Below are 24,115 nucleotides of genomic sequence, written 5' to 3' on the forward strand. Positions count from 1 at the left end.
GATGGAGGCCGGCATGTTTTCCCGCAGAGGGTTTTTGGGCACCGCCGCGCTCGTCGGCGCATCCGCGGTCCAGGGCCGCGTGCAGGCGGCATCTATCCCGGAAGCTGCGCACATGGACAAGGTGGTGATGCAGCCGCCACTGCATCCCGTCAGCGGGCCCGACTATCGCCCCGTCGTCACGCTGAACGGCTGGTCGCTGCCGTTTCGCATGAACGGCGATTGGAAGGAATTCCATCTCGTCGCCGAGCCCGTGGTGCGCGAATTCGCCGAGGGCATGAAGGTGAATCTGTGGGGCTACAACGGCCAGTCGCCGGGCCCGACGATCGAGGCGGTCGAGGGCGACAAGGTCCGCATCTTCGTCACCAACCGCCTGCCCGAATACACCACCGTGCACTGGCACGGCATGATCATTCCGAGCGGCATGGACGGCGTCGGCGGGCTGACCCAGCCGCACATCCAGCCGGGCAAGACCTTCGTCTACGAGTTCGAGATGAGGAAGAGCGGGACCTTCATGTACCACCCGCATTCCGACGAGATGGTGCAGATGGCGATGGGCATGATGGGCATGGTCGTCGTGCATCCGCGCGATCCGAACTTCCGGCCGGTCGACCGCGACTTCGTCTTTGTGATGAGCACCTATCGCGTCGATCCCGGCACCTATCTGCCGCAGGTCAACGAGATGACCGACTTCAACATGTGGACCTGGAATGCGCGGGTGTTTCCCGGCATCGATCCGCTGCCGGTCAGGCTCGGCGACAAGGTGCGCGTGCGGATCGGCAATCTCAGCATGACCAACCATCCGATCCATCTGCACGGCCACAGCTTCGCGGTGACCTGCACCGATGGCGGCTGGATTCCGGAGAGCGCGCAATATCCGGAGACGACGACCGACGTGCCGGTCGGCGCGGTGCGCGTGTTCGACGTGCTCGCCGACAATCCCGGCGACTGGGCATTCCACTGCCACAAGTCGCATCACACCATGAATGCGATGGGGCACGCGGTGCGCAATTTGATCGGCGTGTCGCGCAAGGACCTCGCCAAGGCGGTCGGCAAGCTCGCGCCTGACAGCATGGCGATGGGCTCGACCGGCATGGCGATGGGCAACATGGAGATGCCCGCGCCCGACAACACGCTGCCGATGATGACGGGCACCGGCCAGTTCGGGCCGATCGAGATGGGCGGCATGTTCACGGTGATGAAGATCCGCGAGGACCTCGCACGCGACGATTATCGCGATCCCGGCCCGTACAAATTCCCGCAAGGCACCGTCGCCTACGAGGTCGAGGCGCCCGATGCGGCACCAGTGCGGCAGCCGGGCAAGCCGACGCACAAGATGAAGATGTGAGCGTTTCGATGAACCACCAACTGGAGATGACGATGAAGAAGACGATCAAGCTCGGCCTCGCGCTGGCGGCGCTGTCGACCGCGCCGGTCCTTGCGCACGACAAGCACGGGCACGCGAGTTTTTCGGCCGGCGAACCCGGCGATCCCAACAAGCCCGCGCGCACCATCGAGATCCTGCTCAACGAGATGGACTACGCGCCGGCCAAAATCGACGTCAAGCGCGGCGAACAGGTCCGTTTCGTGCTGCGCAATGTCGGCAAGGAGGACCATGAATTCCTGCTCGCCACGCCCAAGGAGAATCTCGCCCATGCGGTGGAGATGAAAAAGCATCCGCACATGGAGCACGAGGATCCCAACGGCGTCAGGCTCGCGCCGAACAAGACGGCCGAGATCCTCTGGAAGTTCAGCAAGGCCGGCACGTTCGAATTTTCCTGCCTCATTCCCGACCATCGCGACTACGGCATGGTCGGCCACGTCACCGTGAAGTAGCGACAAAGGAGCCTCCCATGAACCGCATCATCCGCATTGCCGCAGCGCTGACGCTGGCTGTCGGCCTTACCACTGCCGCCCTCGCGGCGGGGGCCGCCGCGATCAACGGCGAGGTCAAAAAGATCGACGAGGGCGCCGGCAAGATCACGCTCAAGCATGGGCCGGCGAAGAGCCTCGGCATGGAGGACCCCATGACCATGGTCTACCGCGTCAAGGACCCCGCTTTGCTCAAGCAGGTGAAGGTCGGCGACAAGGTGACCTTCGAGGCCGAGGAGGCGGCGTCGGGGTATACGGTGACCAAGATCGACAAGGCGAAGTAGGGGTTGCCCGGTCACTCCGGGGCGCGCGCGGCGCGAACCCGGAATGACGACCTTGGCTCCCAAAACACCCCGGTCCGCCCCTCTTCCCACCCCCGCGTTAACCCTTTGCTAACCATACACCCGGCAAGAATTGCCGGGTGAAGTCGAGTGTCGTCAGCCGCGTAAAACGGGAGCTCCCGTGGACGCCAGTGCGGTGCCTCACTTTCGGAACGGCGGCCCTTCGGCCGCCGCGCAGACATTTGGGGCGCGCGGACGGCAGTCGCGCGGGGAGGCAGCTACCATGGTCGACGTCACCGCGGGACAGGGCGTAGGCAGCGCAAGGCCCTCGATTCCCTCCCTCAACGAGATCGTCAACGTCCTCAAGCGCGGCGACATCGCGCTGGCGCTCGGCATCCTCACCATCCTGGTGGTGCTGATCCTGCCGCTGCCCGCGATCGTGCTGGACCTGTTCCTGGCGATCTCGATCACGCTCTCGATCCTGATCCTGATGACCTCGCTGTTCATCCAGACACCGCTGGAATTCTCGGCCTTCCCGACCATCCTGCTGATCTCGACCATGCTGCGCCTGTCGCTCAACATGGCCTCGACCCGGCTGATCCTGTCGCACGGGCACGAGGGCACGGCGGCCGCCGGTCACGTCATCGAGGCCTTCGGCAGCTTCGTGATGGGCGGCAATTTCGTCATCGGCATCATCGTCTTCGCCATCCTGATCATCGTCAATTTCGTCGTCATCACCAAGGGTTCGGGCCGTATCGCCGAGGTCGCCGCCCGCTTCCACCTCGACGCCATGCCCGGCAAGCAGATGGCGATCGACGCCGACCTCGGCGCCGGCCTGATCGACGAAAAGGTCGCCAAGCACCGCCGCAAGGAGCTGGAGGACGAGAGCGGCTTCTTCGGCGCCATGGACGGTGCCTCCAAATTCGTCCGCGGCGATGCCATCGCCGGCCTGTTGATCGTCTTCATCAACGTCGTCGGCGGCATGATCATCGGCGTGGCGCAGCAGGGCATGTCCTTTGCCGATGCGGGGCGCAGCTACACGCTGCTGACCGTCGGTGACGGCCTCGTCACCCAGGTGCCGGCGCTGATCGTCTCGACCGCGGCCGGCCTGCTCGTCTCCAAGGCCGGCGTCTCCGGCGCCGCCGACAAGGCGCTGATGAAGCAGTTCTCCGGCTATCCGCAGGCGCTCGCGATGTCCTCGGCGGTCATGCTGGTGCTGGCGGCCCTGCCGGGCATCCCGACCCTCCCCTTCCTGGCGCTCGGCACCGGCGCCGGTGCGCTCGCCTGGCACGCCCGCAACCGCAATCGGGTGACGGCCAAGGCCGAGGAAGCCGCCATGGCCGCACCCGCTGCGGGAACGCCGGGTGCGGCGGGCACGGCGGCGGCCGAAGAGCCGATCTCGGCGGCGCTCAAGATCGACGACCTCAAGATCGAGCTCGGCTATGCGCTGCTGCCGCTGGTCAACGGCCCCGACGGCACCGACCGCCTCACCGAGCAGATCAAGGCGCTGCGCCGTTCGCTCGCGATCGAGATGGGTTTTGTGATGCCGGCGGTGCGCATCCTCGACAACGTCCAGCTCGAGGCCAACACCTACATCATCAAGATCAAGGAGGTCGACGCCGGCACCGGCAAGATCTGGCCGAACCAGTTCATGGTGATGGACCCCGGCGGCAGCCAGGTGCAGGTGCCCGGCATCCACACCACCGAGCCGACCTTCGGCCTGCCCGCGACCTGGGTCGACGCCAGCCTCAAGGAGGAGGCCTCGCTCAAGGGCTACACCGTCGTCGACGCCGCGACCGTGCTCTCGACCCATCTCACCGAGCTGCTTAAGGCCAACATGTCGGACCTGCTCTCCTACGGCGAGGTGCAGAAGCTGCTCAAGGAGCTGCCGAAGGAGCAGGGCGAGCTGGTCAAGGACATCGTGCCGGGACAGGTCACGGTCTCCGGCATCCAGCGCGTGCTGCAGCTGCTGCTCGCCGAGCGCATCTCGATCCGCGATCTCTCCACCATCCTCGAAGGCATCGCCGACTCGCTCGCCTTCTCGCGCAATCCCGCCACCATGGTCGAGCATGTCCGGGCCCGCCTGGCGCGGCAGATCTGCGCGCAGAACACCTCCTATGCCGGCTATCTGCCGCTGATCGCGCTGTCGGCGCGGTGGGAGCAGGCCTTTGCCGAATCCATCATCGGCCAGGGCGAAGAGCGCAGCCTTGCGATGCAGCCCTCGAAATTGTCGGAGTTCATGACCGGCGTGCGCGAGGCGTTCGAGCGCGCCGCCCGCGAAGGCGAGGCGCCGGTGCTGGTCACCTCTGCGGCAATTCGTCCCTTCGTCCGGTCCCTGGTTGAGCGGTTCCGGGCCCAGACGACGGTGCTGTCGCAGGCCGAGATCCACCCCAGGGCGAGATTGAAAACTGTCGGAAGCATCTGATTTGCCTTAAGAAGCCGTGTGTTTTTCGGCCACAGGCAAATGGTTTCTGAGTTCCTGGCGCCTTGTGGACCAAACCTCGACAAGGCGCCTGACAGGCACATTACAGCTTTGAAATAATTGCAAAAATGCACGATCAAGGGTCGCTTTTGATCGCGATCTTTCACGTCCTGTCACGCTCTTGTGATGGCCTCTTGGGAACGAATCCCCCCAATACTAGGTTGTTGGGCACCGGAAGCATGAACCTGCCTGAAACGGCCGGCGACTACTTCGGGTAGATGGCGGCAGGAGGCTTCCATGAACCACTCGATCTACAGCGCAGATCGCGCGACCCATTTGAAAGTCGTGGTCGTTGCCCTCGTCGCAGGGATCGCGGTGGCGGGCCTCGGCATCACGGCACGCACGGGTTCGGACGAAGGTCTGACCCAGACCGCCCGCGTCATCAAGGCCGACAAGCCGGTTGTTATCACCAGCGCGAATGCATCCCTCGTTCGCTAAGGAGATCTGACGAGTTTTTTGAATTCACGCGGCTCTTTACCAGCCCCCCAAAGTCGCCACGTGGATATGTAGACGACCCCAACCCCAAGTCGACTACAGAAAGCGCCCGCCCCCCACGGGCGCTTTCTCATGTCTGGGGGTGTGATTGCAGGCGCGCTCGCCAAATTCATCAAACACACGACTGTCTCCTCTCGTGTTCCGGACGCGCTGCAACGCGATTTCAGCACCCGCCTCACCCCGTCATTCCCGGCCCGCGTAGGATGGGTTGAGCGCAGCGATACCCATCATCTGCCCTCTCCTCTTTCACCGTATTCGTGTGCATCCTCCGAACGATCGCCGGCCCAGTCGACCGGATAATTGCCAAGCCTCACATGGCGATGAAACGAGGACCATGCCCAGTCGCATACGCGCGGGACCAGCCCATGCTTGACCGGATTGATGTGGACGTAGTCGACATGGCGCACGAAATCGCCTTCATCGCGTATGGCATGCTCCCAATAGCGGCGCTGCCAGATTCCGCGTTCGCCCCTTGCGGCGCGGCTCGATGATATTCGTTCACCGCGCTCGACGCCGCGAGAAAATGCTGACTTGACCAGTCGCCAGCGTGTTGCGAAATCGGAATCGCCTTCGGGTAACGACCATACCGCATGGAGATGATCGGGCAGCACAACGACGGCGTCGATCGTGAAGGGATGACGTCGGCGTGTTTCGCGGAAGGCCGCGCGCAAGATCTCGACATGGTCCGTCAGCAGGGAAAGCCTGCGCTCCGCCAGATTGACGGTAAAGAAGAAGCTGCCTCCCGGGACGAAGTTGCGACGATAATTTGTCATCATGAATTGGCCGAGAAGAAAGTGATGGGTTTCGCAAGGGCTCAACCCATCCTACGGGCTCAGCAAGACTTGTTCACTTTTTCCTGAGCTGGACCTTTTGAAGCCAACTGCAACTCCCGCCGGTCCCGAATATCAAAATGCTCGAATCGGAATGCGGGAGCATGAACGAGGCACGCCCATTCGATCCGTCGCACACTCGCTCTACCGTATTGGGGAGAAGATCACGGGTGATTTGGGCCGTTGCCCGCTCTAGATAAAAAAGGTTTGTACCTTCCGCAGCGACACAGAAGGTGATCAGACCACCGTCTAGAGGAGCAACAACGGTACGAGGGCACGGCATGGGTCCTAGGCGACCTGGCACAACAGTATCGGGAACGTCTTTCTGCCAAATAATCTGGCCCTTCGGAGTGATGCGCGCAACGCTCAATGGCTTTGCCGAAGGAGGCTTCGACCATGGCTCAGTCCACGCAGTCGCTGCGTAAAGGTCGCCCCGTCCGGAAACAACTTTCATTAGCCAAGCGGAGCTTGGATTTTGAGCCGGCTCTTCACGGACAAGTTGACGATCAAGAAGTCGACCTTCAGTCTCAAACCGCCATAAAGCGACTCGCACAGCAGCGCCGACAGGATGGCCATCGACAGCTTCGAAAGCCACTACCGCAATCAAATCATTCAATACAGTAACCGAGGCGATTTTGCCCGCGCCGAACGTCTTCTCCCAAACGATCTCTCCATCTCCAGATATTCGCGCGAGCCAGCTTGCGTCGTCTTCTCTCCCGACGATCACCGCGTCACCGCTGGGCAAAACCGCTATATCAGCAATTGTGTTATCACGATTGCGCGCAACCTCAATTTCCCGAATCACGTGCCCGGCCGGGTCGAGCTTTGCGATGTAGCCATCAGACAAAGGAGCACCACCGATCGAACGTCGGATGTTCTGCGTTCCCCCGACCCAGAGCGAGCCGTCCGCTGCCACTGCCAAATGGATGGCGGAGGCAGCAAGCATCTTCGCACTCAGAATTGGAACGCGGGTACCAGTGCTAAGCTCGCTCGCGCCGATCGACAATGCCAGGCGCTTCTCACGATCTTGAAGAAGGAGGACCGCGGTGCCGTTCGTCGCTGGAGCAACCTCCAGTACCGTGACCTCCGGGATAGACCAAAGGTATTTTGACGATGATATAAGTCCGTTACCGCTACTCGGCTCGGCAGATAGAGGAAAGTTCAGACAGCTAAGCGAGCTGAGGAAAAACAATGCAGCCGGAAGCGCCCTAATGGTAGGCTCTAGGCAGCTCGCGGCAACAGACAGCAGCCGACCACACCAAGCTGCATTAGCCAATCGATACGCATAAACGCGGAACACAGGCGGCATCGAATTTACCACTTACCGGGCTCTATTTGATCGCGCATCTCGCTTTCGCCCCCAAACGGAGCAACCACATCGATGATCTTCCTGTTCGCCCCGCTCTTCCATTCCGTCGGCGTCAACCGCACATCCCCCGCATCGATCCGCTTCGCAACGGTCTCATCCGCCAGCGCCCAGAATGCGACGCCAACCGGCTGCTCGCCCTTGTAGAAGATGCGGAACTGCTGCAGCAGGATCGCCGGCATCACCAGCCATTCGAGATCGCCGAGCGGGATCGCCTTGTGGCGCGGCGACTGCGTCATCAGCCAGGTGATCTCGCCGAGCACCTGCGACACGGTCTTGGGCGGCGGGACCGCTTGCGCGGCGGCGGTGGAAGCCCCGGATTCGTTTGCGGCCTGGGCGCCGTTCGCGTGCGGAGCGCTGCCGGACGCTTCGCCGAGGCCGGCGCTCGCCTGCCCTGCTGCCGCTGGCGTTGGCTCTTCGATCCGCTTCGCGGCTCCGGTCTTCGTCATCCGCTTCTCTCCACGCGTCTTCTTCCCGGTGCCCGGCATCGGCCTGTTCTCCTTGCGAGAAAGGCCGAAGTTGAGAGCGGCCGTAGGATGGGTGGAGCGAAGCGATACCCATCGTTTCAGCGGCAGAGGATGATGGGTTTCGCAAGGGCTCAACCCATCCTACGGGCTGCTATGGACAGAATGCCATTCCCAACCCCTGCGGGTGACGCTAGACGAAACAACCTGGGCACATCAAGCAATAATTTGATGACGGAGTTGTCGGCGCGCGAGGCGTGTGGATTTCGCCACGCCGGCGTCATGAAGGATGTTGCAGCTTGCCGCGTCACGATACCGCCTGCTCTGTTGTGCGAACGCCGTGACGGAGTGTGAAGTACCAGCGCCCACCACTCTCGTGTCCCGGACGCGCTGCAGCGATCTTACGCTGCTGCGCAGAGCCGGGACCCAGGAAGCCACAGCATTTGCTGCCACGTGGGCCCCGGCTCTGCAGCGCATCGCTGAAGAAGCGCTGCGCTGCGTCCGGGGCATGAGAGCGGAATTTGGACGCAGCTCGTAGGATGGGTAGAGCGCAGCGAAACCCATCAACACTTCCCCTGTGTTGAAACATGATGGGTTTCGCAAGTGCTCTACCCATCCTACGCCTCCGAGACACGCCTTCGCATCCTCGCGGCTGATCTCGCCCGAGCTTTGCTTGATCTCTTCACCCTCTTGAATGGAGAGGGCGCAGGGAAGACCGGGCGCCGGCTGGCACCCGCGGTCCACTGTGCGAATCCTGCGTAACAAGAAGCTGCACAGCGGCATACAGGTGTAGCCAGGACATCCCGGCCTTCCCTGCGCAGTGGCTTTACGGCTTATGTCGTGATCTCCCCGGGGAGCGTTGCACTATTGCCCCCGTCGCCTTGCGGATGGCTGATGCGTGGGCCCGGTTGGACCGCACACATCACCACAAGACTTGGCGCACAGACCCCGGGCGCCAGGACCACACGATTTTGCCGTACGCCGATCACACCGGTCGTGTGCGCGATGCTTTCGCTCACGGCTCTCCGCCCTGCGAAAGCTCTTCGCGCCGATGCAATCAGCGTCCACCGCCGCCCGGCCCGCGTTCGTGACGATCGCGATACGCCCCTCTTCCTTGGGCCGGGTTGCGACGACACATACGCCCTTTCCGAAATTCGGTAAAGTGGAATATTTTTAAGGCGCCGATTGACCGATGGATTGGGTGTTTTGCCCGTCGGGCAACACAAGGGCTTGTAAGCTGGGCCCATCCACCGAATTGGTCTCGGTCAGTAGCCTCCGTGTCAAATTTCCAGGATTGCAATCAAGGCTGATGTCGGCGAACCGCACCGCAAGTCAGGTATAAAGCTTAAAGCCGCTCTTCCAGCGGCGTTCCTGGAAAGCTACATGGAAATCACGATCAGCCGCTAGACGTCGCGCCCAATGGCTTTCCATCTCGAGAAAAACGCCGACCGCTTAAATGAAGCGCAGGCGGCGGCTTACCAGCCCCCGGGAGGGTGAGAGCAAAATCCCGATGAAGGAGAACGAGACCTGAATTCAAGATGGCGGCAGTAGGCCCGGCGAGGTCAGCCACTTGTTGAGCTCCCCAGCAACATCGATCTGGCGGGCTTTTCGCAGAAGCTCCGCGCGGCGGACGCCAGCGGGCATCCCGTTGGCCTGTAGGCGGAGATTGATCGCCTCTTGCGCAAGGCGGTATTCGAATGTCAAGGATTGTCGTGGGGACCGTTGAGCCGGCATGTATGACGCTCCGCTGCGGGGTTGAGCGGGAGCGCAACTTGCGTTCACACCACCGATAGATGCTATGGGCCGCTCGATGGTCGTGGGACAGTGCGCCTTTATCTGCCGGATAGCGAGCGCTTTGTTCGGTTCCTGGCAGCAACTATCCGCATCCACTGGCGCCTTGTGCGGTCTGCCCTCCCATCCAATACCGTGCCAGCCAGATGAAGAGCACGCTTTCGTTGGCGCACCACTCGACAACCTTTGGCATCATCGTTCGTCATCTCACAGGCTCTCTCAATTGGCGCGCATGTTCGGAAGCGAGACTCAGCAACCGCGGCAAATATTCTTGAGCTTCGCGGCGGTTCGGGCTTCTTCCGCACGAAATGGATCTTTGTAACCTGACGATGGGTCGATGCCGGCTTCATCGGGCTTCCTGGTTCTTGGAGGAAATGCCGCATCGTAACAGGAAAGGCGCGCGCTGGTACTTTCGATCGCACGGCAGTTCGGCTCGGCGGCAAAAGCTGTTGGCGTGAATGTGCCCAGTGCGAATGCCAGCAAGAGCGCCGCGGTCCATGTGCCTGTTCGAACCATCCTCATGCTGAACACTCCATAGCTATTTGGTTTTACTCGCCCAGGTGGGACGCTCGCCGGTCCAGGCCGGAAGAGCATCCCATTCGGACCAACGCATCCGGCGCTCCTCACCTCCGACCCTCACGAAAACAAAGGGCGCATCGTCCCGGCCAGTCTTCGAACCAACGAAGATTGCCGGAACCCCGTAGGCATCCCTGATGATCGCCGTGTTTGCCATTTTGGGCTCCCGTTAGCTTGAACTGGCTCAACGCCGCGGTTTGCAGTTCTGACGCATGGTGATTGAACCGACTTGCCGCTACAAAATGGCCGTCACCGCAATCAGCAGCACGAGAAAGACCGGCACCAACAAAGGTGGTACGAGCCACTCACGAATGTCGAATTTGTCGAAATCTGACATCTGACCGCCTTCTCTTGGGTTGAGGCGGGAGCGCGAAGCTCTCAGTCACCGATAACGGCCACGTAGCGCACGGTGATGCGAACTGTGTAGCAGTCTTCTAATCAGTTAGCGAGATCAATCTCAGCCGCCTGGCACCCAATCGCCCAAGGCGAGCGCTCTACACAAGTTCATCAGTCCACACCTTGAAGCTGACGAGCGTGTTGGGTCCGAAAGTCTGGGCAATCGGAACATCCGCCGCATCGCGGCCTTGTGCAATCAGGACGCGCCCAATTCGCGGAGTGTTGTTGCGTGCATCGAATGTGTACCAGCGACCGCCAAGATAGGCTTCGAACCAGCCTGCAAAGTCTCCGGGGGCGTGGGGCGGCGGGATGCCGATGTCGCCGAGATAGCCGGTGCAATAGCGCGCTGGAATGTTCAAGCAACGGCAGAATGCAATGGCAAGATGCGCATAGTCGCGACAGACGCCCTTGCCCTCGTTGAATACGTCCCAAGCCGTCATGGTGGCCCGCGCATGCTGGTAGCCGAATGCGATGTGATTGTGCACGAAATCGCAGATCGCCTGGACCCGTGACCAACCCGGCGCCACGTTCTCGAACAGCTTCCATGCGATGTCAGAAAGCCGATCGGTTTCGCAGTAGCGGCTGCCAAGCAGATAGACGATGGTATCAGGTGGCAGATCCTGCACCGCGCATTGCGTGGCGGAAGGCACAATGACATCAGGCAGCCCGCTATCGCGCACTGTGCCGTTGGCGGAAAGACGCATGCGGCCGGCGGGCGCGACAAATCGATTGCACCAGTTTCCAAAGCCGTCGCGGTAGGGCGAGATCGGCACGGGAGGCTCGGTGATGAGATAATCCGGCACGATGATGTCGGATGCCCGGGTGAAATGCATACCGACGACAGCAATCAATGGTGTGACTTGCTGGAATTCGTAGGTCATCTCGAAGCCAACCTGTATTTTCATGTTCAGGGCCTGCCTCGACTGCATTGACTCGAAATGGCTGCGGGGACGATCGCGTTGGCAACGGCGGCCGGCGGTCCGCTACTTCAAACTAGAGGCCTCCTTGGTGATGGCCGAGATTGAACTGCCAGACTTGCGAACGACGTTGGTAAATTGCTCATCCGATAGCTTGAGCCGCCTGCGCAGGATCCTGACCTGCACTTTATCTCTTAAATCCAGCGAATTGCGGAAATGGGTCGGCTTTGATCTGTTCATATGTTTCTTTCGCGATGAGGGGATGGACTAGATCGCGCGACCAGGCGGGCGTTACGCCGCTCCTGCTGCGACGGCGACTGTCCGCTGCTCACGAAGATTTTGTCTCCGTCAAGCCAACATTCGCCAGGGAGCGACGTTCCTCCGTTTTTAGGATTATCTGGTCGTGAGCGGAGGGGCAGATACGCACGAGCCAGCTCAACGACGCGGAGCCCCGTAAGTCGGCGGCGGTGCCTGCACCGTCGGCGCAGCGGCGGCGAACAGCTCATCCTTGCTGCCGGTCAGCGGCGGATAGATGCGCTTGCGGTTGATGATGTTCTTGGTCGCCTTCGCAGCCTGACCGGTCGCCTTGACCTCGCGATCCCAGCCCTCGGTATAGAGCGCGCCCCAGCCGCCGAGATCGAGCACGGTCACGTACCAGTCGATCCGCAGCGGCAACATCGGCAGGCCGGCGAGATCGGCGACCACGTTGTGGCCGGCGAAACGACCCATGGGACGCGCGAACTGGCAGGACATCACGGTCGGATGCAGCCCGTCGACCACGCTGGAGGCGACGTCGCCGGCCGCGAACACGCCACCGACATCGGCAACCCGCATGAAGGGATCGACCAGCAGGCGCCCGAGCCGGTCGCGGGCGTCCGGAAAGCGCGCCGCCAGAGGGCTCGCACGCATCCCGGCACACCAGATCACCGTCTGCGCCGGAATGAACTCGCCGGAGCTCAAGCGAATGCCGGCGGCCTCGACCGAGACGACGCGCACGCCGAGACGCGTCTCGACGTCGAGCGCGGCCAACGCCGTCTCGATGATGGGACGCGCCAGCGCGCCGATGGTGGCGCCGACCGCGGGATTGGGATCGACCAGGATGATGCGGCGGCTGCCGGCGATGCCTGCCCGCGCCAGCCTGTCGGGCATCTCGGCTGCGACCTCGATGCCGGTAAAGCCGGCACCGACCACCACGACGGTCGACCGCCCCGGCGCGGGCGCGCTGCGGCCGAGCGAGGCGAGATGGTCCTCGAGGCGGAGCGCCGCAACATAGGTATCGACATCGAAGGCGTGCTCGGCAAGGCCTGGTATGTCGGGACGCATCACCTCGCTGCCGAGCGCCAGCACCAGGCGGTCATAGGCCAGCGTCCGCTCGCCGCTGCTCGTGACCAGCGAAATCTCGCGCCAGACCGGATCGATGGCTTCGACCTCGCCGATCTCGTGACGGACACCGACGGGATCGAGCAGCTTCGGCAACGGTATCGCGACCTCGCGGAGATCGACCTCGTAATTGCGCACCCGGATGTTGTGATAGGGATTGCGATCGATCACGCAGATCTCGATGTCGCTGACAGCACCGATCTCGTCGCGCTTGCGCGCGGCACCGATGGCCGCCCACAGGCCTGCAAATCCGGCGCCGAGCACGACGATACGCGCCATGTCCGTTGACTGCACTTTCCCAATGGAACGACGAGCGAACAACAAGCGATCGAGCGGTCTACCCGCACAGGTAGATATAGCTCATCGCCGCCAACGGGCCAACCGTGATCCGCAGAACGAAACCGGCGCGCCTCACGCCTCGCGCAATTCCGACGGTGTCGCGCCAAAGCGCTTGCGGAATGCACGGTTGAAATAGGACAAATCGGAAAAGCCCGAGGAATGTGCGATGTCGCTGATCTTGCGCGTCCTGGCGCGGGGATCGCCGAGCAGCTTGCGTGCCTGCAGCAGGCGCTGCTCCAGCACGAATTCGGTGAAGGTCGTGCCGGCCTGCTCGAACAGGCGCTGCGCCTGGCGCGGGCTGAGGCCCGAGCGCGTCGCGACCTCGGACAGGCAGAGATCGTTGCGGCCGAGCGCGGCCATCACATCGGCGCGCATGAGGTCGAGGCGCGCCGCCGCATGGCCGCGGCCGCGCGCAAGGCTGGCATGCTCGGCATCGGTGCCGAGCAGGAGGCCGACGAGATCGACCATATGCTGCGCGGTCAGGCGCTGGCCCACCGCGTCGAGATGCGGCGCGTGATTGGCAGCGAGCGCGTGGTAGCGGAAGATGGTCTCTGCGACGGCACCGTCGCTGAGCACTTGCGACAGCTTGTCCTCGGCACGCGGACTGATGTCGAGCAACGCGCGGCGCGGCATGCGGATGGTGGTGAAGCGGTTTTCATCGGTGTGACCGACGGTGCCGGTGATGCTCATGTCGACGAGCACCATCTGCGCGGGCGCAAGCTCCACGGTGTGGCCGTTCTGCCCGACACGCACGAGGCCGGCATGTGCGGCGATCAGCACGAGGTCGTCGCTGCCGTCGGCAAGGTGGCTCTGGGTGCGGGAATATTGCGCGGAGGCGCCTTCCGGAATGGCGAGCGCGATGTTGTCGACCACGCTGATCTGGAGCCGGCAATCGATGCTGTCGCCATGACTCGGCCCGATATCGAGGCCGCAGGCCCCGAAAGCCCGCTCGCGCCAATGTTCGAACGCAGGGCCGTGCGGCAGTCCCGTGTATTGGTGAACGAAGATGCCGGACGTTTTCGCTGCATCCATCTGATTTCTAGCCCCTCTCCGGCGTCACGATCGGCGGCGCCGACTGCAAATTCCGGGGATTTGACGCCGCAAATTGCGGCGAGGTTCAAATCGGGGGCGGATTGAGGCAGACTTGTCGGGATGCGACGGCGAAGCGGACCCTGACGACAGGGTCGTAGCCCGCATGAACGGCACCTATTTCTTCGCGGGCGCCTGCGGCTGGGACGGCGGCACGGTCTCGATCAGCTTGCCGGAAAACACCGGGGCCGAGGTCGGCCGGCCGTCGGGCGAGCCGCCGGCCTGCTCGACGGTGACCGCGTAGGTCGCGCCGTTGACGACGTCGGCATCATAGGAGGCGAGCAGCGGACGCGCGGTGAATTCGCCCGCGCCGATCACGCCGAGCGAGCGCGGGCGCGGCAGCTTGTCGGAGATCAGCCAGAGCTCGAAGCTCTTGCCGGGCTCCGGCGTCGCGCCGACCTTGCGCACCGTGAAATTCCGCGTCGCGCCGTCGATGGTGAGGATGAAGGCTGGGCCACCGCCCTGGCCCTGCAGCAGCGCGACATATTGCGCCGCGGCGGCGAGCGGTGCGGCCGGTGTCTTCACTTCCACCGTCTGGATGCGCGGCGCCGGACGTAAAGCCCCCGGCAGCGCGTCGGGCAGGAAGATCTGAAGCGATAGCGTCACCAGCAGCGCAGCCGCGAGCGCACCGACCGCGGATGCGATCGAGCGCCAGCGCTTCACGCGGCCCTCGAGACGGATCACGTTGGTGTCGTCGGCGATGGGCACCTGCGGCGTCCGGACGACCTCAGGATCGGGCGCATGGACCTGCGGCATGAACACCGGCGCGATGTCGGGTATCACATCGGATCCGGAGCGCATCGGCTCGGGCTGCTCTGCTTCGGGAGGCTGCGGCTCCGGTTGCGGTCCCTGCTCCAGCGGCGCTTCCGGCGGCGCGGCCTCGACGGGCGGGATTGGCGGCGGTACGACGTCGGCCAGACCGGGCGGCTGCTGCGCAAGCGCCGTGCGCGCGATCTCGGACCTGATGTTCTCCCACACGATCGGACGCGGCTCGACCGAGCCGACCATCTGGTTGAGGGCGCCGAGCCGATAGGCCCAGGCCTGCACGATGTCGGCGAACGCCGGGTCCACCGCCATCATGGTCTCGACCTGCGCGCGCTCATCGGCATCGAGGGTGCCGAGCGCATATTCCGCGGCGAGCGCGATATGGTCCTCCGAGTAGGCCATCACATGCAGTCCAGAACCACCCTCACAGTATAAACCCTCATAGTCCGAGGCACTCCCGGATATCCAACATGCTGCGCCGGAGCCACGTCTTCACCGTGTTGACGGGAGCGGCGAATTTCTCCGCCAATTGCTCGCGGCTCCAGCCGTTGTAATAGGCGAGAAGCACGAGCCGCTGACGGTCCGGCTCGAGCCGGCCGACGCATTCCAGCAGCCGCTTCAACTCTTCGGTCATCTCCCGGCGCGCCAGCGGATCGGGGCTGTCGGCCGCGACCTCCATCGCCTGAGGCTCTTCCTCGATCGAGACCTCAGACTTCTTGCGCACGATGTCGATCGCACGGTTGCGCGCAATCGAGGCCATCCACGTGATCGGCGACGACAGCGCCGGATTGAACCCGCCGGCACCGTTCCAGATCTTGACGTAGGTCTCCTGAATGACCTCCTCTGCGAGATCCTGTCGGCGCAAGATACGGAGCACGACGCCATAAAGTTTCGCGCGCGTGGCGGCGTAGAGGCGCTCGAACGCCGTCTGATCGCCCTTCGCCACCGCCTCGATCAACCCGACCAGCTCTGCTGGCGTCAGCATTCAGCCCCCCGACACGCGGGCCATCGCGTTCCGCGCAGGCCCCGGCACTTCGCTACCATAGCGCGCGGCCAAGCCGTCCACCAAGGGGTGCGGCGCCACACTGTGGATAGCACATGCGAAAACCCGGACCTTGCGGGTCCGGGTTTGGCAATAATTCCAGGATGGTCTGGCGGCTAGCGGCTCAGGCGACGGCGCCGATGCGGGCGCGCATCAGGCCGATGCTGTCGAGATCGGCCTGCTCGCGCGCATTTTCCTCGGCGCGCTCGCGGGCCTGGTCGCGCTCGTCCAGGAGCTCGACCTTCTTGAGCTCCTCGAAGGCCTCGGCCAGCGCGGCCTTGGCTTCGTCGAGCTGGCCCTTGAGCTCGTCCGCCGAGCGGGTCAGGTTCTCGCGGCGCTGAATGGCGGCCTTGGCATAGGTCGGATAGGCGAAGTGCGAGGGATCGTTGATCCCGGCTCGCTCCTGCTCGGTCGTGATCTCGCGCTCGAGATCGGTCGACATCCGCTGGAAGTCGGCGATCATGGTCTCGATCTGGGTGACCCGGCGGCGCTTCTCGTCGACCTGAAACTTCTTCAGGCGGATGAGGGTATCTCGTGACTTCATCGACTCGTACTCCCCAGAAGTCCCCTCGCTGCACGTGGGACGTCACCGGTCTCCCCACAGGCCCAACAGGGGCCAAGACCGGCTCTGCTACTCTGTGGGATGGGATGATGACCTGACAAAGTTAGCGTTCCGTTTCCAAATTACCGAGGATTTGCGCCAATTGGCGATACCCGTCCGCCAGAGACGCATTTTCGTCCTTGCGCTGGCGCAGGAACGCCTCGAGCGGTTCGTGCAGGCGGATCGCCTCGTCGACCTCGGGGCTGGAGCCGGCCCGGTAGGCGCCGAGCCGGATCAATTCCTCCATGTCGGCATAGGTCGCCATCACCGCCCGCGCCTTCTGGATGGTCGGCCAGAACTGCGGGTCGGCCGATTTCGGCATGGTGCGGGAGACGGATTTGAGGATGTTGATGGCGGGGTAGCGGCCGCGCTCGGCGATCGAGCGCTGCATCACGATGTGGCCGTCGAGGATGCCGCGGACGGCATCCGCAATCGGCTCATTATGGTCGTCGCCGTCGACCAGCACCGTGAAGATCGCGGTGATGGCGCCCTCCCCCAGGCCCGGTCCGGCGCGCTCCAGCAGTTTCGGCAGCTCGGTGAAGACGGTCGGCGTGTAGCCCTTGGCCGTCGGCGGCTCGCCGGCGGACAGGCCGATCTCGCGCTGGGCCATGGCAAAGCGCGTCACCGAGTCCATCAGGCAGAGCACGTCCTGATCCTCGTCGCGGAAATATTCGGCGACCGCGAGCGTCAGATACGCCGCCTGGCGGCGCATCAGCGCCGGCTCGTCGGAGGTTGCGACCACCACGACCGAACGCGCGAGGCCCTCCTCGCCGAGGTCGTCCTGCAGAAATTCCTGAACCTCGCGGCCGCGTTCGCCGATCAGCCCGATGACGCTGACCGCGGCGTCGACGTTGCGCGCGAGCATCGACAGCAGCACCGATTTGCCGACGCCGGACCCTGCGAAGATGCCCATGCGCTGGCCGCGGCAGCAGGTGAGGAAGGTGTTCATCGCGCGCACGCCGAGATCGAGCGGGGCGCCGACACGCTTGCGCGAATGCGCCGGCGGCGGCGCATTGCGGAACGGCATCGGCGAGGCGCCCTGCGGCAGCGGTCCCTTGCCGTCGATCGGCTCGCCCAGCGCGTTGACGACGCGGCCGAGCCAGGCCGACGACGGCCGCACCAGATTGGCGGCATTGGCGATGACGGCCTTGCAGCCGCGGCGCACGCCGTCGAGGCCGGCGAACGGCATCACGACAGCATTGTTGCCGGAGAAGCCGATCACCTCGCAGGGAATCGAACGGTTGGCGCCGGTCTCGATCACCAGCCGCGCGCCGACCGACATCGCATGAATCGGGCCGGCCACCTCGACCATCAGGCCGCGGACACCGACGACGCGGCCATAGATATTGATGCCGTCGATGTCGCCGATCTGTTCGGCAAGCGCCTTCATAAGAGAGCCTTCATTAAGGACCGCGCCTTGGTCATCCCCAGGGTCGCCCTTTGCGATCCCCGGGACTTCACGGTGAAAACCTTAAGTTTCGCCATATTTCTGAACGGCGCTTAACTTCGTGTTTACCCGCATCATTAATCATTGCGTCACTGTCTTTGTGACTGAGCGTGACTCCCCTTCAGAAGAAGGCTGAGTCGCGGGAGTCGGTTAGGCCCGTCTCTTAAAGTGGAACTTGAACTGAGCTGGGTGACGAAAGCTGCTTCGCGCACAGGACCTTAGGGCGATTCGACAAAAATTGCACCCGGGGGACTTGCGTTCCAGAATCAGGATTTGTTAACCATCTGTTGTCAGGATCCGAATCAGTTGTTCAAAGGCGTTTTGTTGAGTGCCGCGAATGCGGCCGACCTGACGCCCAGGAGCGGCGACTATGGGGAACTGGCATGCGCGTTTTGCTGATTGAAGATGACAGCGCCGTCGCGCAGTCGATCGAGCTGATGCTGAAGTCTGAGAGCTTCAACGTCTACACGACCGATTTGGGGGAAGAAGGCGTCGATCTCGGTAAATTATACGATTACGACATTATCCTTCTCGACCTCAACCTGCCCGACATGTCCGGCTACGACGTGCTCAAGCAGCTTCGGGTCTCCAAGATCAAGACACCCATCCTGATCCTCTCCGGCCTCGCCGGCATCGAGGACAAGGTCAAGGGTCTCGGCGTCGGCGCCGACGACTACATGACCAAGCCCTTCCACAAGGACGAGCTGGTGGCCCGCATCCACGCGATCGTGCGCCGCTCCAAGGGTCACGCCCAGTCGGTCATCCAGACCGGCGACCTCGTCGTCAACCTCGACACCAAGACGGTGGAAGTCGGCGGCCAGCGCGTGCATCTGACCGGCAAGGAATACCAGATGCTGGAGCTGCTCTCGCTCCGCAAGGGCACGACCCTGACCAAGGAAATGTTCCTCAACCATCTCTATGGCGGCATGGACGAGCCCGAGCTGAAGATCATCGACGTCTTCATCTGCAAGCTCCGCAAGAAGCTGGCCAACGCTTCCGAGGGACGCAACTTCATCGAGACCGTGTGGGGCCGCGGCTACGTGCTGCGCGAGCCGCACGAGCACGAAGAGCGCATTCCCGCCTGATCTTCTGGGTTTACGTCGCGGGCCCCTTTCGGGCTCGCTCCTCCCAGCCTGGACCCCGCCGCAAATGGCGGGGTTTTGTTTTTTGGGGACGTGAAGGCGGCTTCGTCGCCGTCCCGCCATTGAACCGCTATGCTTCCCCCGCCGACGAATGGTCGCTGCACGATGGGGGAACGATGATCCTGCAATCACTGGCCGGCCTGCCCGCCTTCCTGGTCTATTTCTGCACCGGGCTGATCGCGATCGTGGCGTATCTGTTCGTCTATACCCGCATCACCGCGCATAACGAGTTCCAGCTGATCCGCGACAACGAGCCCGCCGCGGCGATCGCGCTCGGCCTCAGCCTGCTCGGCTTCGTGGCGCCGCTGGTCAGCGCCATCGCGCATTCGGCCAATGTACTGGACTGCCTGATCTGGGCGACGATCGCGCTGATCGTGCAGATCATCGTATTCTTTCTCGTGAGAGTGCCGGTGCCGAAGCTGTCGGAGCGGATCGCCGCCGGCGAGCTTGCGCCCGCGATCTGGCTCGGGCTGTCCTCGCTCGCCGCGGGCCTGCTCAACGCCGCCAGCATGATCTATTGAGATGGCCGACAAACCGTCCAAACAGCAGTTCGGCAAGCGTCGGCCACGCCTGCCACAGCCATTGCCGCTGCCGGCCAAAGAGCCGACGAAGCGCTCAGGCCATGTCGCCCTGCTGGTGATGGGCACGCTCGCGGTCGGCACCACCGCCTACACGATGATGCCGCGGCAGAATTGCGAGCCCACAGCCGGCGCCGTGCCGGGGCAGACGACCACGACCTGCACAAGCAGCAGCGGCAGCAGCTCGTCAGGCGGCAGCAGCTCGCGCTGGTCGTCGCGGTCGAGCTTCTTCAGCAGCGATTCTTCGAGCCATTCTTCGGCGGGAACGTCGTCGTCCGATTCCGGCCACAGCGGCGTCAGCCGCGGCGGCTTCGGCTCGTTCGGCCATGGCTTCTCGGGCGGCGGTTGATCCATGCAGCGCATCAATTGCCTGGAGCGCGACGACTGGCGGGAGACCGCGGCGCAATGCGGCTTCGTCTTCCACACCATCGACGGCGAACGCTATTGGGACGAGCGCGCTTATTACGGCTTCACGCTCGACGAGATCGAGCGCGGCATCGAGACGCCGACCGCCGAGATCGAGGCGATGTGCCTGGAGCTTGCCGGCCGCGTCATCGGCGAGGAGCGATATTTGCGGCGCTTGCAGATTCCGGAAGCGTTCTGGAGCCTGATCGCCGAGAGCTGGCAGCGCGACGACCGCAGCCTCTATGGCCGGCTCGATTTGAAATTCGACGGCAAGTCGCCGGCAAAACTGCTCGAATACAACGCGGATACGCCGACCTCGATCTTCGAGGCCGCGGTGTTTCAATGGACCTGGCTCGAGCAGGCGATCGAGCGCCGCATCGTCCCTGTTCGCGCCGATCAGTTCAACTCCATCCATGAGCGATTGATCGCGGCGTGGAAGGAGATCGCCGCGGGCCGCCACGTCCATCTCACCGGCACCACCGACAACTCGGAAGACGCCGGCACGCTCGCTTATCTCGAGGACACCGCGCGCCAGGCCGGCCTCTCGACCAGGTTGCTCGACATCGAAGAGGTCGGCTGGCGCGATGAGCCTGGCGGCTTCGTCGATCTCGACGAGGCCGACATCGCACTCGCCTTCAAGCTCTATCCCTGGGAATGGATGTTCCAGGATTCCTTCGGCGCGAAGCTGAAGGAGGCGCCGACGCGCTGGATCGAGCCGCCGTGGAAAGCGGTGCTCTCCAACAAGGGCATTTTGCCGCTGCTGTGGGAGATGTTTCCGAACCATCCCCATCTGCTGCCGGCGTTCTTCGAGGACGACGCGCGGGCAGCGGAGCTCGGAACATCGTATGTCCGCAAGCCGCTGCTGTCGCGCGAAGGCGCCAACGTCACGATCGTGTCCGGCGGCGTATCGCTGGACGAGCAGGAAGGTCCCTACGGCGCCGAAGGTTTCGTGCGCCAGGCGCTCTCGCCGCTGCCGAATTTTTCAGGCTTCTATCCGGTGGTGGGAAGCTGGCTGGTGAACCACGAGCCGTGCGGATTGTCGATCCGCGAGGACGAGAGCCCGATCACCGGCAACCGCTCGCGGTTTCTGCCGCATGCGATTTTGTGATTTGTCGTTCCGGGGCGCGACAAAGTCGCGAGCCCGGAATCCATAGTCACAGGCGGATCGAATGGCCCCGCGTCTAACCACCTGCCTGTTACGATGGCTTGTGGTTATGGATTCCGGGCTCGGCGCTGACGCGCCGCCCCGGAATGACGAAGCAGCTCACCTCGCCGCAGCAATCTTCAGCGGCTGCGGCATCAATCCGCCCATGGGGCGGCCGGAGCGTGCGGGGTTGAGCTGGTAGAGACCGCGGCGGTCGGTGATGGGACGGAACGCATCGGTGATACCGACGACGGATTCGGCGGCGCCAAGCAGCAACGTGCCGTCGGCCTCCAGGCCCTTCGCCATCCGCTCGAAGATCACCGCCTTGGTGTCCTGGTCGAAATAGATCAGCACGTTGCGGCAGAAGATCACGTCGAACGTGCCGAGATGGGAGAAGTCCTGCAGCAGATTGAGCTGGCGGAACTGCACCATGGCGCGAATGTCGGCATTGAGCTGCCAGGTCTCGCCGGCTTGCGTGAAATACTTCATCAGGTGCTGGATCGGCAGGCCGCGCTGCACTTCGAACTGGCTGTAGATTCCGGCCTTGGATTTCTCCAGCACCTCCTGCGACAGATCGGTGGCGACGATCTCGATGCGCCAGCCGGCCAACGCTGCGCCCATCTCCTTCACGCACATCGCGATCGAATAGGGCTCCTGACCCGTCGACGACGCCGCCGACCAGATGCGCAAGCTCTTGCGCGCCGCGCGCGCCTTGATCAGGCCCGGCAGGATGGTGTCGCGCAAGTGATCGAAGGGAATCTTGTCGCGGTAGAAGAAGGTCTCGTTGGTGGTCATCGCTTCGACGACGTCGGTGGCAAGCCGGCCGTCGCCGTTCCTGATCTTCAGCACGAGATCGGGAATGCCTGACAGACTCGCCTTGCGCGCCAGCGGCAAGAGCCGGCTCTCGACCAGATATTGCTTGTCAGGGGACAGATCGAGTCCGGAGCGCTCTTTCAGGAACTTGCGCAGATAATCGTAGTCGACCGGCGTCACGCGCGATCTCCCGCGAACAGGCGGTTGACCTTGGCGCCGATCTGGTTGAGCGGCAGGATCGCCGCGCAGATGCCGGCATTGGCCGCCGCGCCCGGCATGCCCCATACCACGCTGGAGGCTTCGTCCTGCGCGATGACGCTGCCGCCGGCGGCAACGATGTCCTTGCCGCCGCGCATACCGTCCGAGCCCATGCCGGTCAGGATCACGGAGAGGATGCTGCCGTGCCAGATGTCGATGGCGGAGGTGAAGAGCGGATCGACCGCGGGCTTGCAGAAATTGACGGCGGGGCCGTCGTCGAGCGCGATCACGGTGTCCGCGCCGCTGCGCACCACGCGCATGTGCTTGCCGCCGGGCGCAAGATAAATCCGTCCCGGCTTCACCGGCTCGCCGTCGACCGCCTCGGCTGCCGGCTTACGGCTCGAACGCGCCAGATGCTCGGCAAGAATAGTGGTGAAGGTCGGCGGCATGTGCTGGGTGATCAGCACCGGGAAGCGGTCGATCACCGGGCCGAGCTCGGTGACGAGCGCCATCAGCGCCTGCGGACCGCCGGTCGAGGAGCCGATCAGCAGCACCTTGGGCGCCTGAGGGGAGAACGGGCGCATGGTGAGCGCCCCTGACGACGCAGCAGGCACCGCCGGAACGGGCGCTGTGGGCCGCGCAACAGGACTACGCGGGGCCGGAGCCGGGCTTGCGGGCGCCAGCGGCGGGCTTGCGACCGCGGCCTTGCGACGCAGCCGCGCACCGAGATGGCGGATCTTCTGGATCAGGTCGTGATGAAAGATGTCGGCGGCCGACGCCTCGCGCGTCGATTCCGGCTTCGGGATGTAATCGGCGGCGCCGAGCGACAGTGCCTTGAAGCTGATCTCCGCGTTACGGCGGGTCAGCGTCGAAGCCATGATGATGACGAGATCGCGCTTCTTCGCCAGCAACTGCGGCAGCGCCGAGATGCCGTCGAGCTCGGGCATTTCGATGTCGAGCACGGCAACGTCGGGATTGATGCGTTCGATCTGGTTGACCGCTTCGAGGCCGGTGCGCAGCGAGGCAGCGACCTCCATGTCGTGCTCGGCACCGATCCAGCGCGAGATCAGACCGCGGATGACGACGGAGTCGTCGACGATCATCACCCGCAGCGGCCCCGCTTCGCGCGAGCCGGTCGTGGTCGAATTACCTGCGAACGCAACACTCATTACTCACCAACTCAGACTGAAAGGGTACAGTTGAAAACGAGCGCCGAAGCATCCTTCGGCCTCCGGCCGATCGCTCAGATAAGGCCGACTTCCTGGAATTTCGCCGTCACAATGTCCTTGTCGAACGGCTTCATGATGTATTCGTTGGCGCCGGCATGCAGTGCGCGCGCGATATGCGCGACGTCGTTCTCAGTGGTGCAGAACACGACCTTGGGCTGATCGCCGCCGGGCATGCGCCTGAGATGGCCGAGGAACTCGTAGCCGTCCATCACGGGCATGTTCCAGTCGAGCAGCACCGCATCGGGCAAGCCGCGCTTGCAAGCCTCCAGCGCCTTCTCACCGTCCTCGGCTTCGAGGATCTGGAAGTCGAGGCCCTCCAGGATCCGGCGCGCAACCTTGCGGATGACGCTGGAATCATCAACGACGAGACAAGTTCGCATGTGAACCTCTGCTTCCTCCCCCTTTGCGGGGGGCACTTCCAATTGCAAGTCCGTCGGCGACGATGCCGCCGTATCAGGCCGCCATCATCTCGGGCG

The 24,115-nt window shown here is 63.5% G+C and carries 24 protein-coding genes; 9 read left to right on the forward strand and 15 right to left on the reverse strand.

Annotated elements, in window-relative coordinates; translation table 11 throughout:
- Nucleotides 1-13 precede the first annotated feature (13 nt).
- The 5 genes from XH81_RS30480 to XH81_RS30500 all read left to right on the forward strand — a co-directional run bounded on the left by XH81_RS30480 (nucleotide 14) and on the right by XH81_RS30500 (nucleotide 5,070).
- Nucleotides 14-1,345, forward strand: coding sequence for a copper oxidase (locus XH81_RS30480; RefSeq protein WP_028142202.1), 1,332 nt, complete (start codon nucleotides 14-16; stop codon nucleotides 1,343-1,345).
- A 32-nt stretch (nucleotides 1,346-1,377) separates the two neighbouring features.
- Nucleotides 1,378-1,833: a cupredoxin domain-containing protein gene (locus XH81_RS30485; RefSeq protein WP_049801759.1), complete on the forward strand. Its 456-nt coding sequence runs from the start codon at nucleotides 1,378-1,380 to the stop codon at nucleotides 1,831-1,833.
- A gap of 17 nt (nucleotides 1,834-1,850) precedes the next feature.
- A complete protein-coding gene (locus XH81_RS30490; protein WP_028142200.1) occupies nucleotides 1,851-2,153 on the forward strand; it encodes a copper-binding protein in 303 nt (100 codons plus the stop codon).
- 280 nt (nucleotides 2,154-2,433) lie between these two features.
- Nucleotides 2,434-4,575 carry a flagellar biosynthesis protein FlhA gene (gene flhA, locus XH81_RS30495; protein ID WP_028142199.1) on the forward strand — a complete coding sequence of 714 codons (2,142 nt, stop codon included), beginning with the start codon at nucleotides 2,434-2,436 and terminating at the stop codon, nucleotides 4,573-4,575.
- A 294-nt stretch (nucleotides 4,576-4,869) separates the two neighbouring features.
- Nucleotides 4,870-5,070, forward strand: coding sequence for a hypothetical protein (locus tag XH81_RS30500; RefSeq protein ID WP_028142198.1), 201 nt, complete (start codon nucleotides 4,870-4,872; stop codon nucleotides 5,068-5,070).
- Nucleotides 5,071-5,354: 284 nt separating this feature from the next.
- Here XH81_RS30500 and XH81_RS30505 read toward each other — a convergent pair whose 3' ends face one another.
- The 12 genes from XH81_RS30505 to fliI all read right to left on the reverse strand — a co-directional run bounded on the left by XH81_RS30505 (nucleotide 5,355) and on the right by fliI (nucleotide 18,073).
- Complete coding sequence (locus tag XH81_RS30505; protein ID WP_028142197.1) at nucleotides 5,355-5,900, reverse strand: REP-associated tyrosine transposase; 546 nt, start codon at nucleotides 5,898-5,900, stop codon at nucleotides 5,355-5,357.
- A 73-nt stretch (nucleotides 5,901-5,973) separates the two neighbouring features.
- The gene (locus XH81_RS30510; protein WP_131233109.1) at nucleotides 5,974-6,903 is read right to left on the reverse strand and encodes a hypothetical protein; all 930 of its coding nucleotides are present in this window, start codon (nucleotides 6,901-6,903) and stop codon (nucleotides 5,974-5,976) included.
- Nucleotides 6,904-7,271: 368 nt separating this feature from the next.
- Nucleotides 7,272-7,772, reverse strand: coding sequence for a toxin-activating lysine-acyltransferase (locus tag XH81_RS30515; protein ID WP_161966252.1), 501 nt, complete (start codon nucleotides 7,770-7,772; stop codon nucleotides 7,272-7,274).
- 2,055 nt (nucleotides 7,773-9,827) lie between these two features.
- Nucleotides 9,828-10,100 (reverse strand): hypothetical protein, encoded by a 273-nt coding sequence (locus XH81_RS30520; protein ID WP_080670183.1) that lies wholly within the window; start codon nucleotides 10,098-10,100, stop codon nucleotides 9,828-9,830.
- A gap of 548 nt (nucleotides 10,101-10,648) precedes the next feature.
- A complete protein-coding gene (locus XH81_RS30525) occupies nucleotides 10,649-11,455 on the reverse strand; it encodes a transglutaminase-like domain-containing protein (protein WP_028142196.1) in 807 nt (268 codons plus the stop codon).
- A 78-nt stretch (nucleotides 11,456-11,533) separates the two neighbouring features.
- Nucleotides 11,534-11,707: a DUF3606 domain-containing protein gene (locus tag XH81_RS30530; protein ID WP_080670172.1), complete on the reverse strand. Its 174-nt coding sequence runs from the start codon at nucleotides 11,705-11,707 to the stop codon at nucleotides 11,534-11,536.
- A 195-nt stretch (nucleotides 11,708-11,902) separates the two neighbouring features.
- Nucleotides 11,903-13,126: an NAD(P)/FAD-dependent oxidoreductase gene (locus tag XH81_RS30535; protein WP_028142194.1), complete on the reverse strand. Its 1,224-nt coding sequence runs from the start codon at nucleotides 13,124-13,126 to the stop codon at nucleotides 11,903-11,905.
- 132 nt (nucleotides 13,127-13,258) lie between these two features.
- On the reverse strand, nucleotides 13,259-14,218 hold the full coding sequence (locus XH81_RS30540; protein WP_028142193.1) for a helix-turn-helix transcriptional regulator: 960 nt from the start codon (nucleotides 14,216-14,218) through the stop codon (nucleotides 13,259-13,261).
- A gap of 174 nt (nucleotides 14,219-14,392) precedes the next feature.
- Nucleotides 14,393-15,442, reverse strand: a complete 1,050-nt coding sequence (locus tag XH81_RS30545) for an anti-sigma factor (protein WP_028142192.1) — start codon at nucleotides 15,440-15,442, stop codon at nucleotides 14,393-14,395.
- A gap of 37 nt (nucleotides 15,443-15,479) precedes the next feature.
- Nucleotides 15,480-16,025, reverse strand: a complete 546-nt coding sequence (locus XH81_RS30550; RefSeq protein ID WP_028142191.1) for a sigma-70 family RNA polymerase sigma factor — start codon at nucleotides 16,023-16,025, stop codon at nucleotides 15,480-15,482.
- 181 nt (nucleotides 16,026-16,206) lie between these two features.
- Complete coding sequence (gene fliJ, locus XH81_RS30555) at nucleotides 16,207-16,626, reverse strand: flagellar export protein FliJ (protein ID WP_008138882.1); 420 nt, start codon at nucleotides 16,624-16,626, stop codon at nucleotides 16,207-16,209.
- Between the two features lie 121 nt (nucleotides 16,627-16,747).
- Nucleotides 16,748-18,073 carry a flagellar protein export ATPase FliI gene (fliI, locus tag XH81_RS30560; RefSeq protein WP_028142190.1) on the reverse strand — a complete coding sequence of 442 codons (1,326 nt, stop codon included), beginning with the start codon at nucleotides 18,071-18,073 and terminating at the stop codon, nucleotides 16,748-16,750.
- A 440-nt stretch (nucleotides 18,074-18,513) separates the two neighbouring features.
- Between fliI and ctrA the strand changes: the two genes are divergently transcribed.
- The 4 genes from ctrA (at nucleotide 18,514) to XH81_RS30580 (ending at nucleotide 21,363) form a co-directional block, all read left to right on the forward strand.
- Nucleotides 18,514-19,215 (forward strand): response regulator transcription factor CtrA, encoded by a 702-nt coding sequence (gene ctrA / locus XH81_RS30565; protein ID WP_008138878.1) that lies wholly within the window; start codon nucleotides 18,514-18,516, stop codon nucleotides 19,213-19,215.
- A gap of 173 nt (nucleotides 19,216-19,388) precedes the next feature.
- Entirely contained in the window at nucleotides 19,389-19,793 is a 405-nt protein-coding gene (locus XH81_RS30570; protein ID WP_028142189.1) for a DUF350 domain-containing protein, read from the forward strand.
- A gap of 1 nt (nucleotide 19,794) precedes the next feature.
- A complete protein-coding gene (locus XH81_RS30575; RefSeq protein ID WP_080670171.1) occupies nucleotides 19,795-20,199 on the forward strand; it encodes a hypothetical protein in 405 nt (134 codons plus the stop codon).
- 3 nt (nucleotides 20,200-20,202) lie between these two features.
- On the forward strand, nucleotides 20,203-21,363 hold the full coding sequence (locus XH81_RS30580; protein WP_028142187.1) for a glutathionylspermidine synthase family protein: 1,161 nt from the start codon (nucleotides 20,203-20,205) through the stop codon (nucleotides 21,361-21,363).
- Nucleotides 21,364-21,519: 156 nt separating this feature from the next.
- On the opposite strand, the gene XH81_RS30585 is transcribed toward XH81_RS30580, so the two are convergent.
- The 3 genes from XH81_RS30585 to XH81_RS30595 all read right to left on the reverse strand — a co-directional run bounded on the left by XH81_RS30585 (nucleotide 21,520) and on the right by XH81_RS30595 (nucleotide 24,019).
- The gene (locus XH81_RS30585) at nucleotides 21,520-22,392 is read right to left on the reverse strand and encodes a CheR family methyltransferase (RefSeq protein ID WP_028142186.1); all 873 of its coding nucleotides are present in this window, start codon (nucleotides 22,390-22,392) and stop codon (nucleotides 21,520-21,522) included.
- Nucleotides 22,389-23,579 (reverse strand): protein-glutamate methylesterase/protein-glutamine glutaminase, encoded by a 1,191-nt coding sequence (locus XH81_RS30590; RefSeq protein WP_028142185.1) that lies wholly within the window; start codon nucleotides 23,577-23,579, stop codon nucleotides 22,389-22,391. The genes XH81_RS30585 and XH81_RS30590 overlap by 4 nt, the downstream gene beginning before the upstream one ends.
- A gap of 74 nt (nucleotides 23,580-23,653) precedes the next feature.
- Nucleotides 23,654-24,019: a response regulator gene (locus tag XH81_RS30595; protein ID WP_007600538.1), complete on the reverse strand. Its 366-nt coding sequence runs from the start codon at nucleotides 24,017-24,019 to the stop codon at nucleotides 23,654-23,656.
- Between the last annotated feature and the right edge of the window lie 96 nt (nucleotides 24,020-24,115).

The organism is Bradyrhizobium sp. CCBAU 25360 (assembly GCF_028128695.1).
Lineage (GTDB): Bacteria > Pseudomonadota > Alphaproteobacteria > Rhizobiales > Xanthobacteraceae > Bradyrhizobium > Bradyrhizobium ottawaense.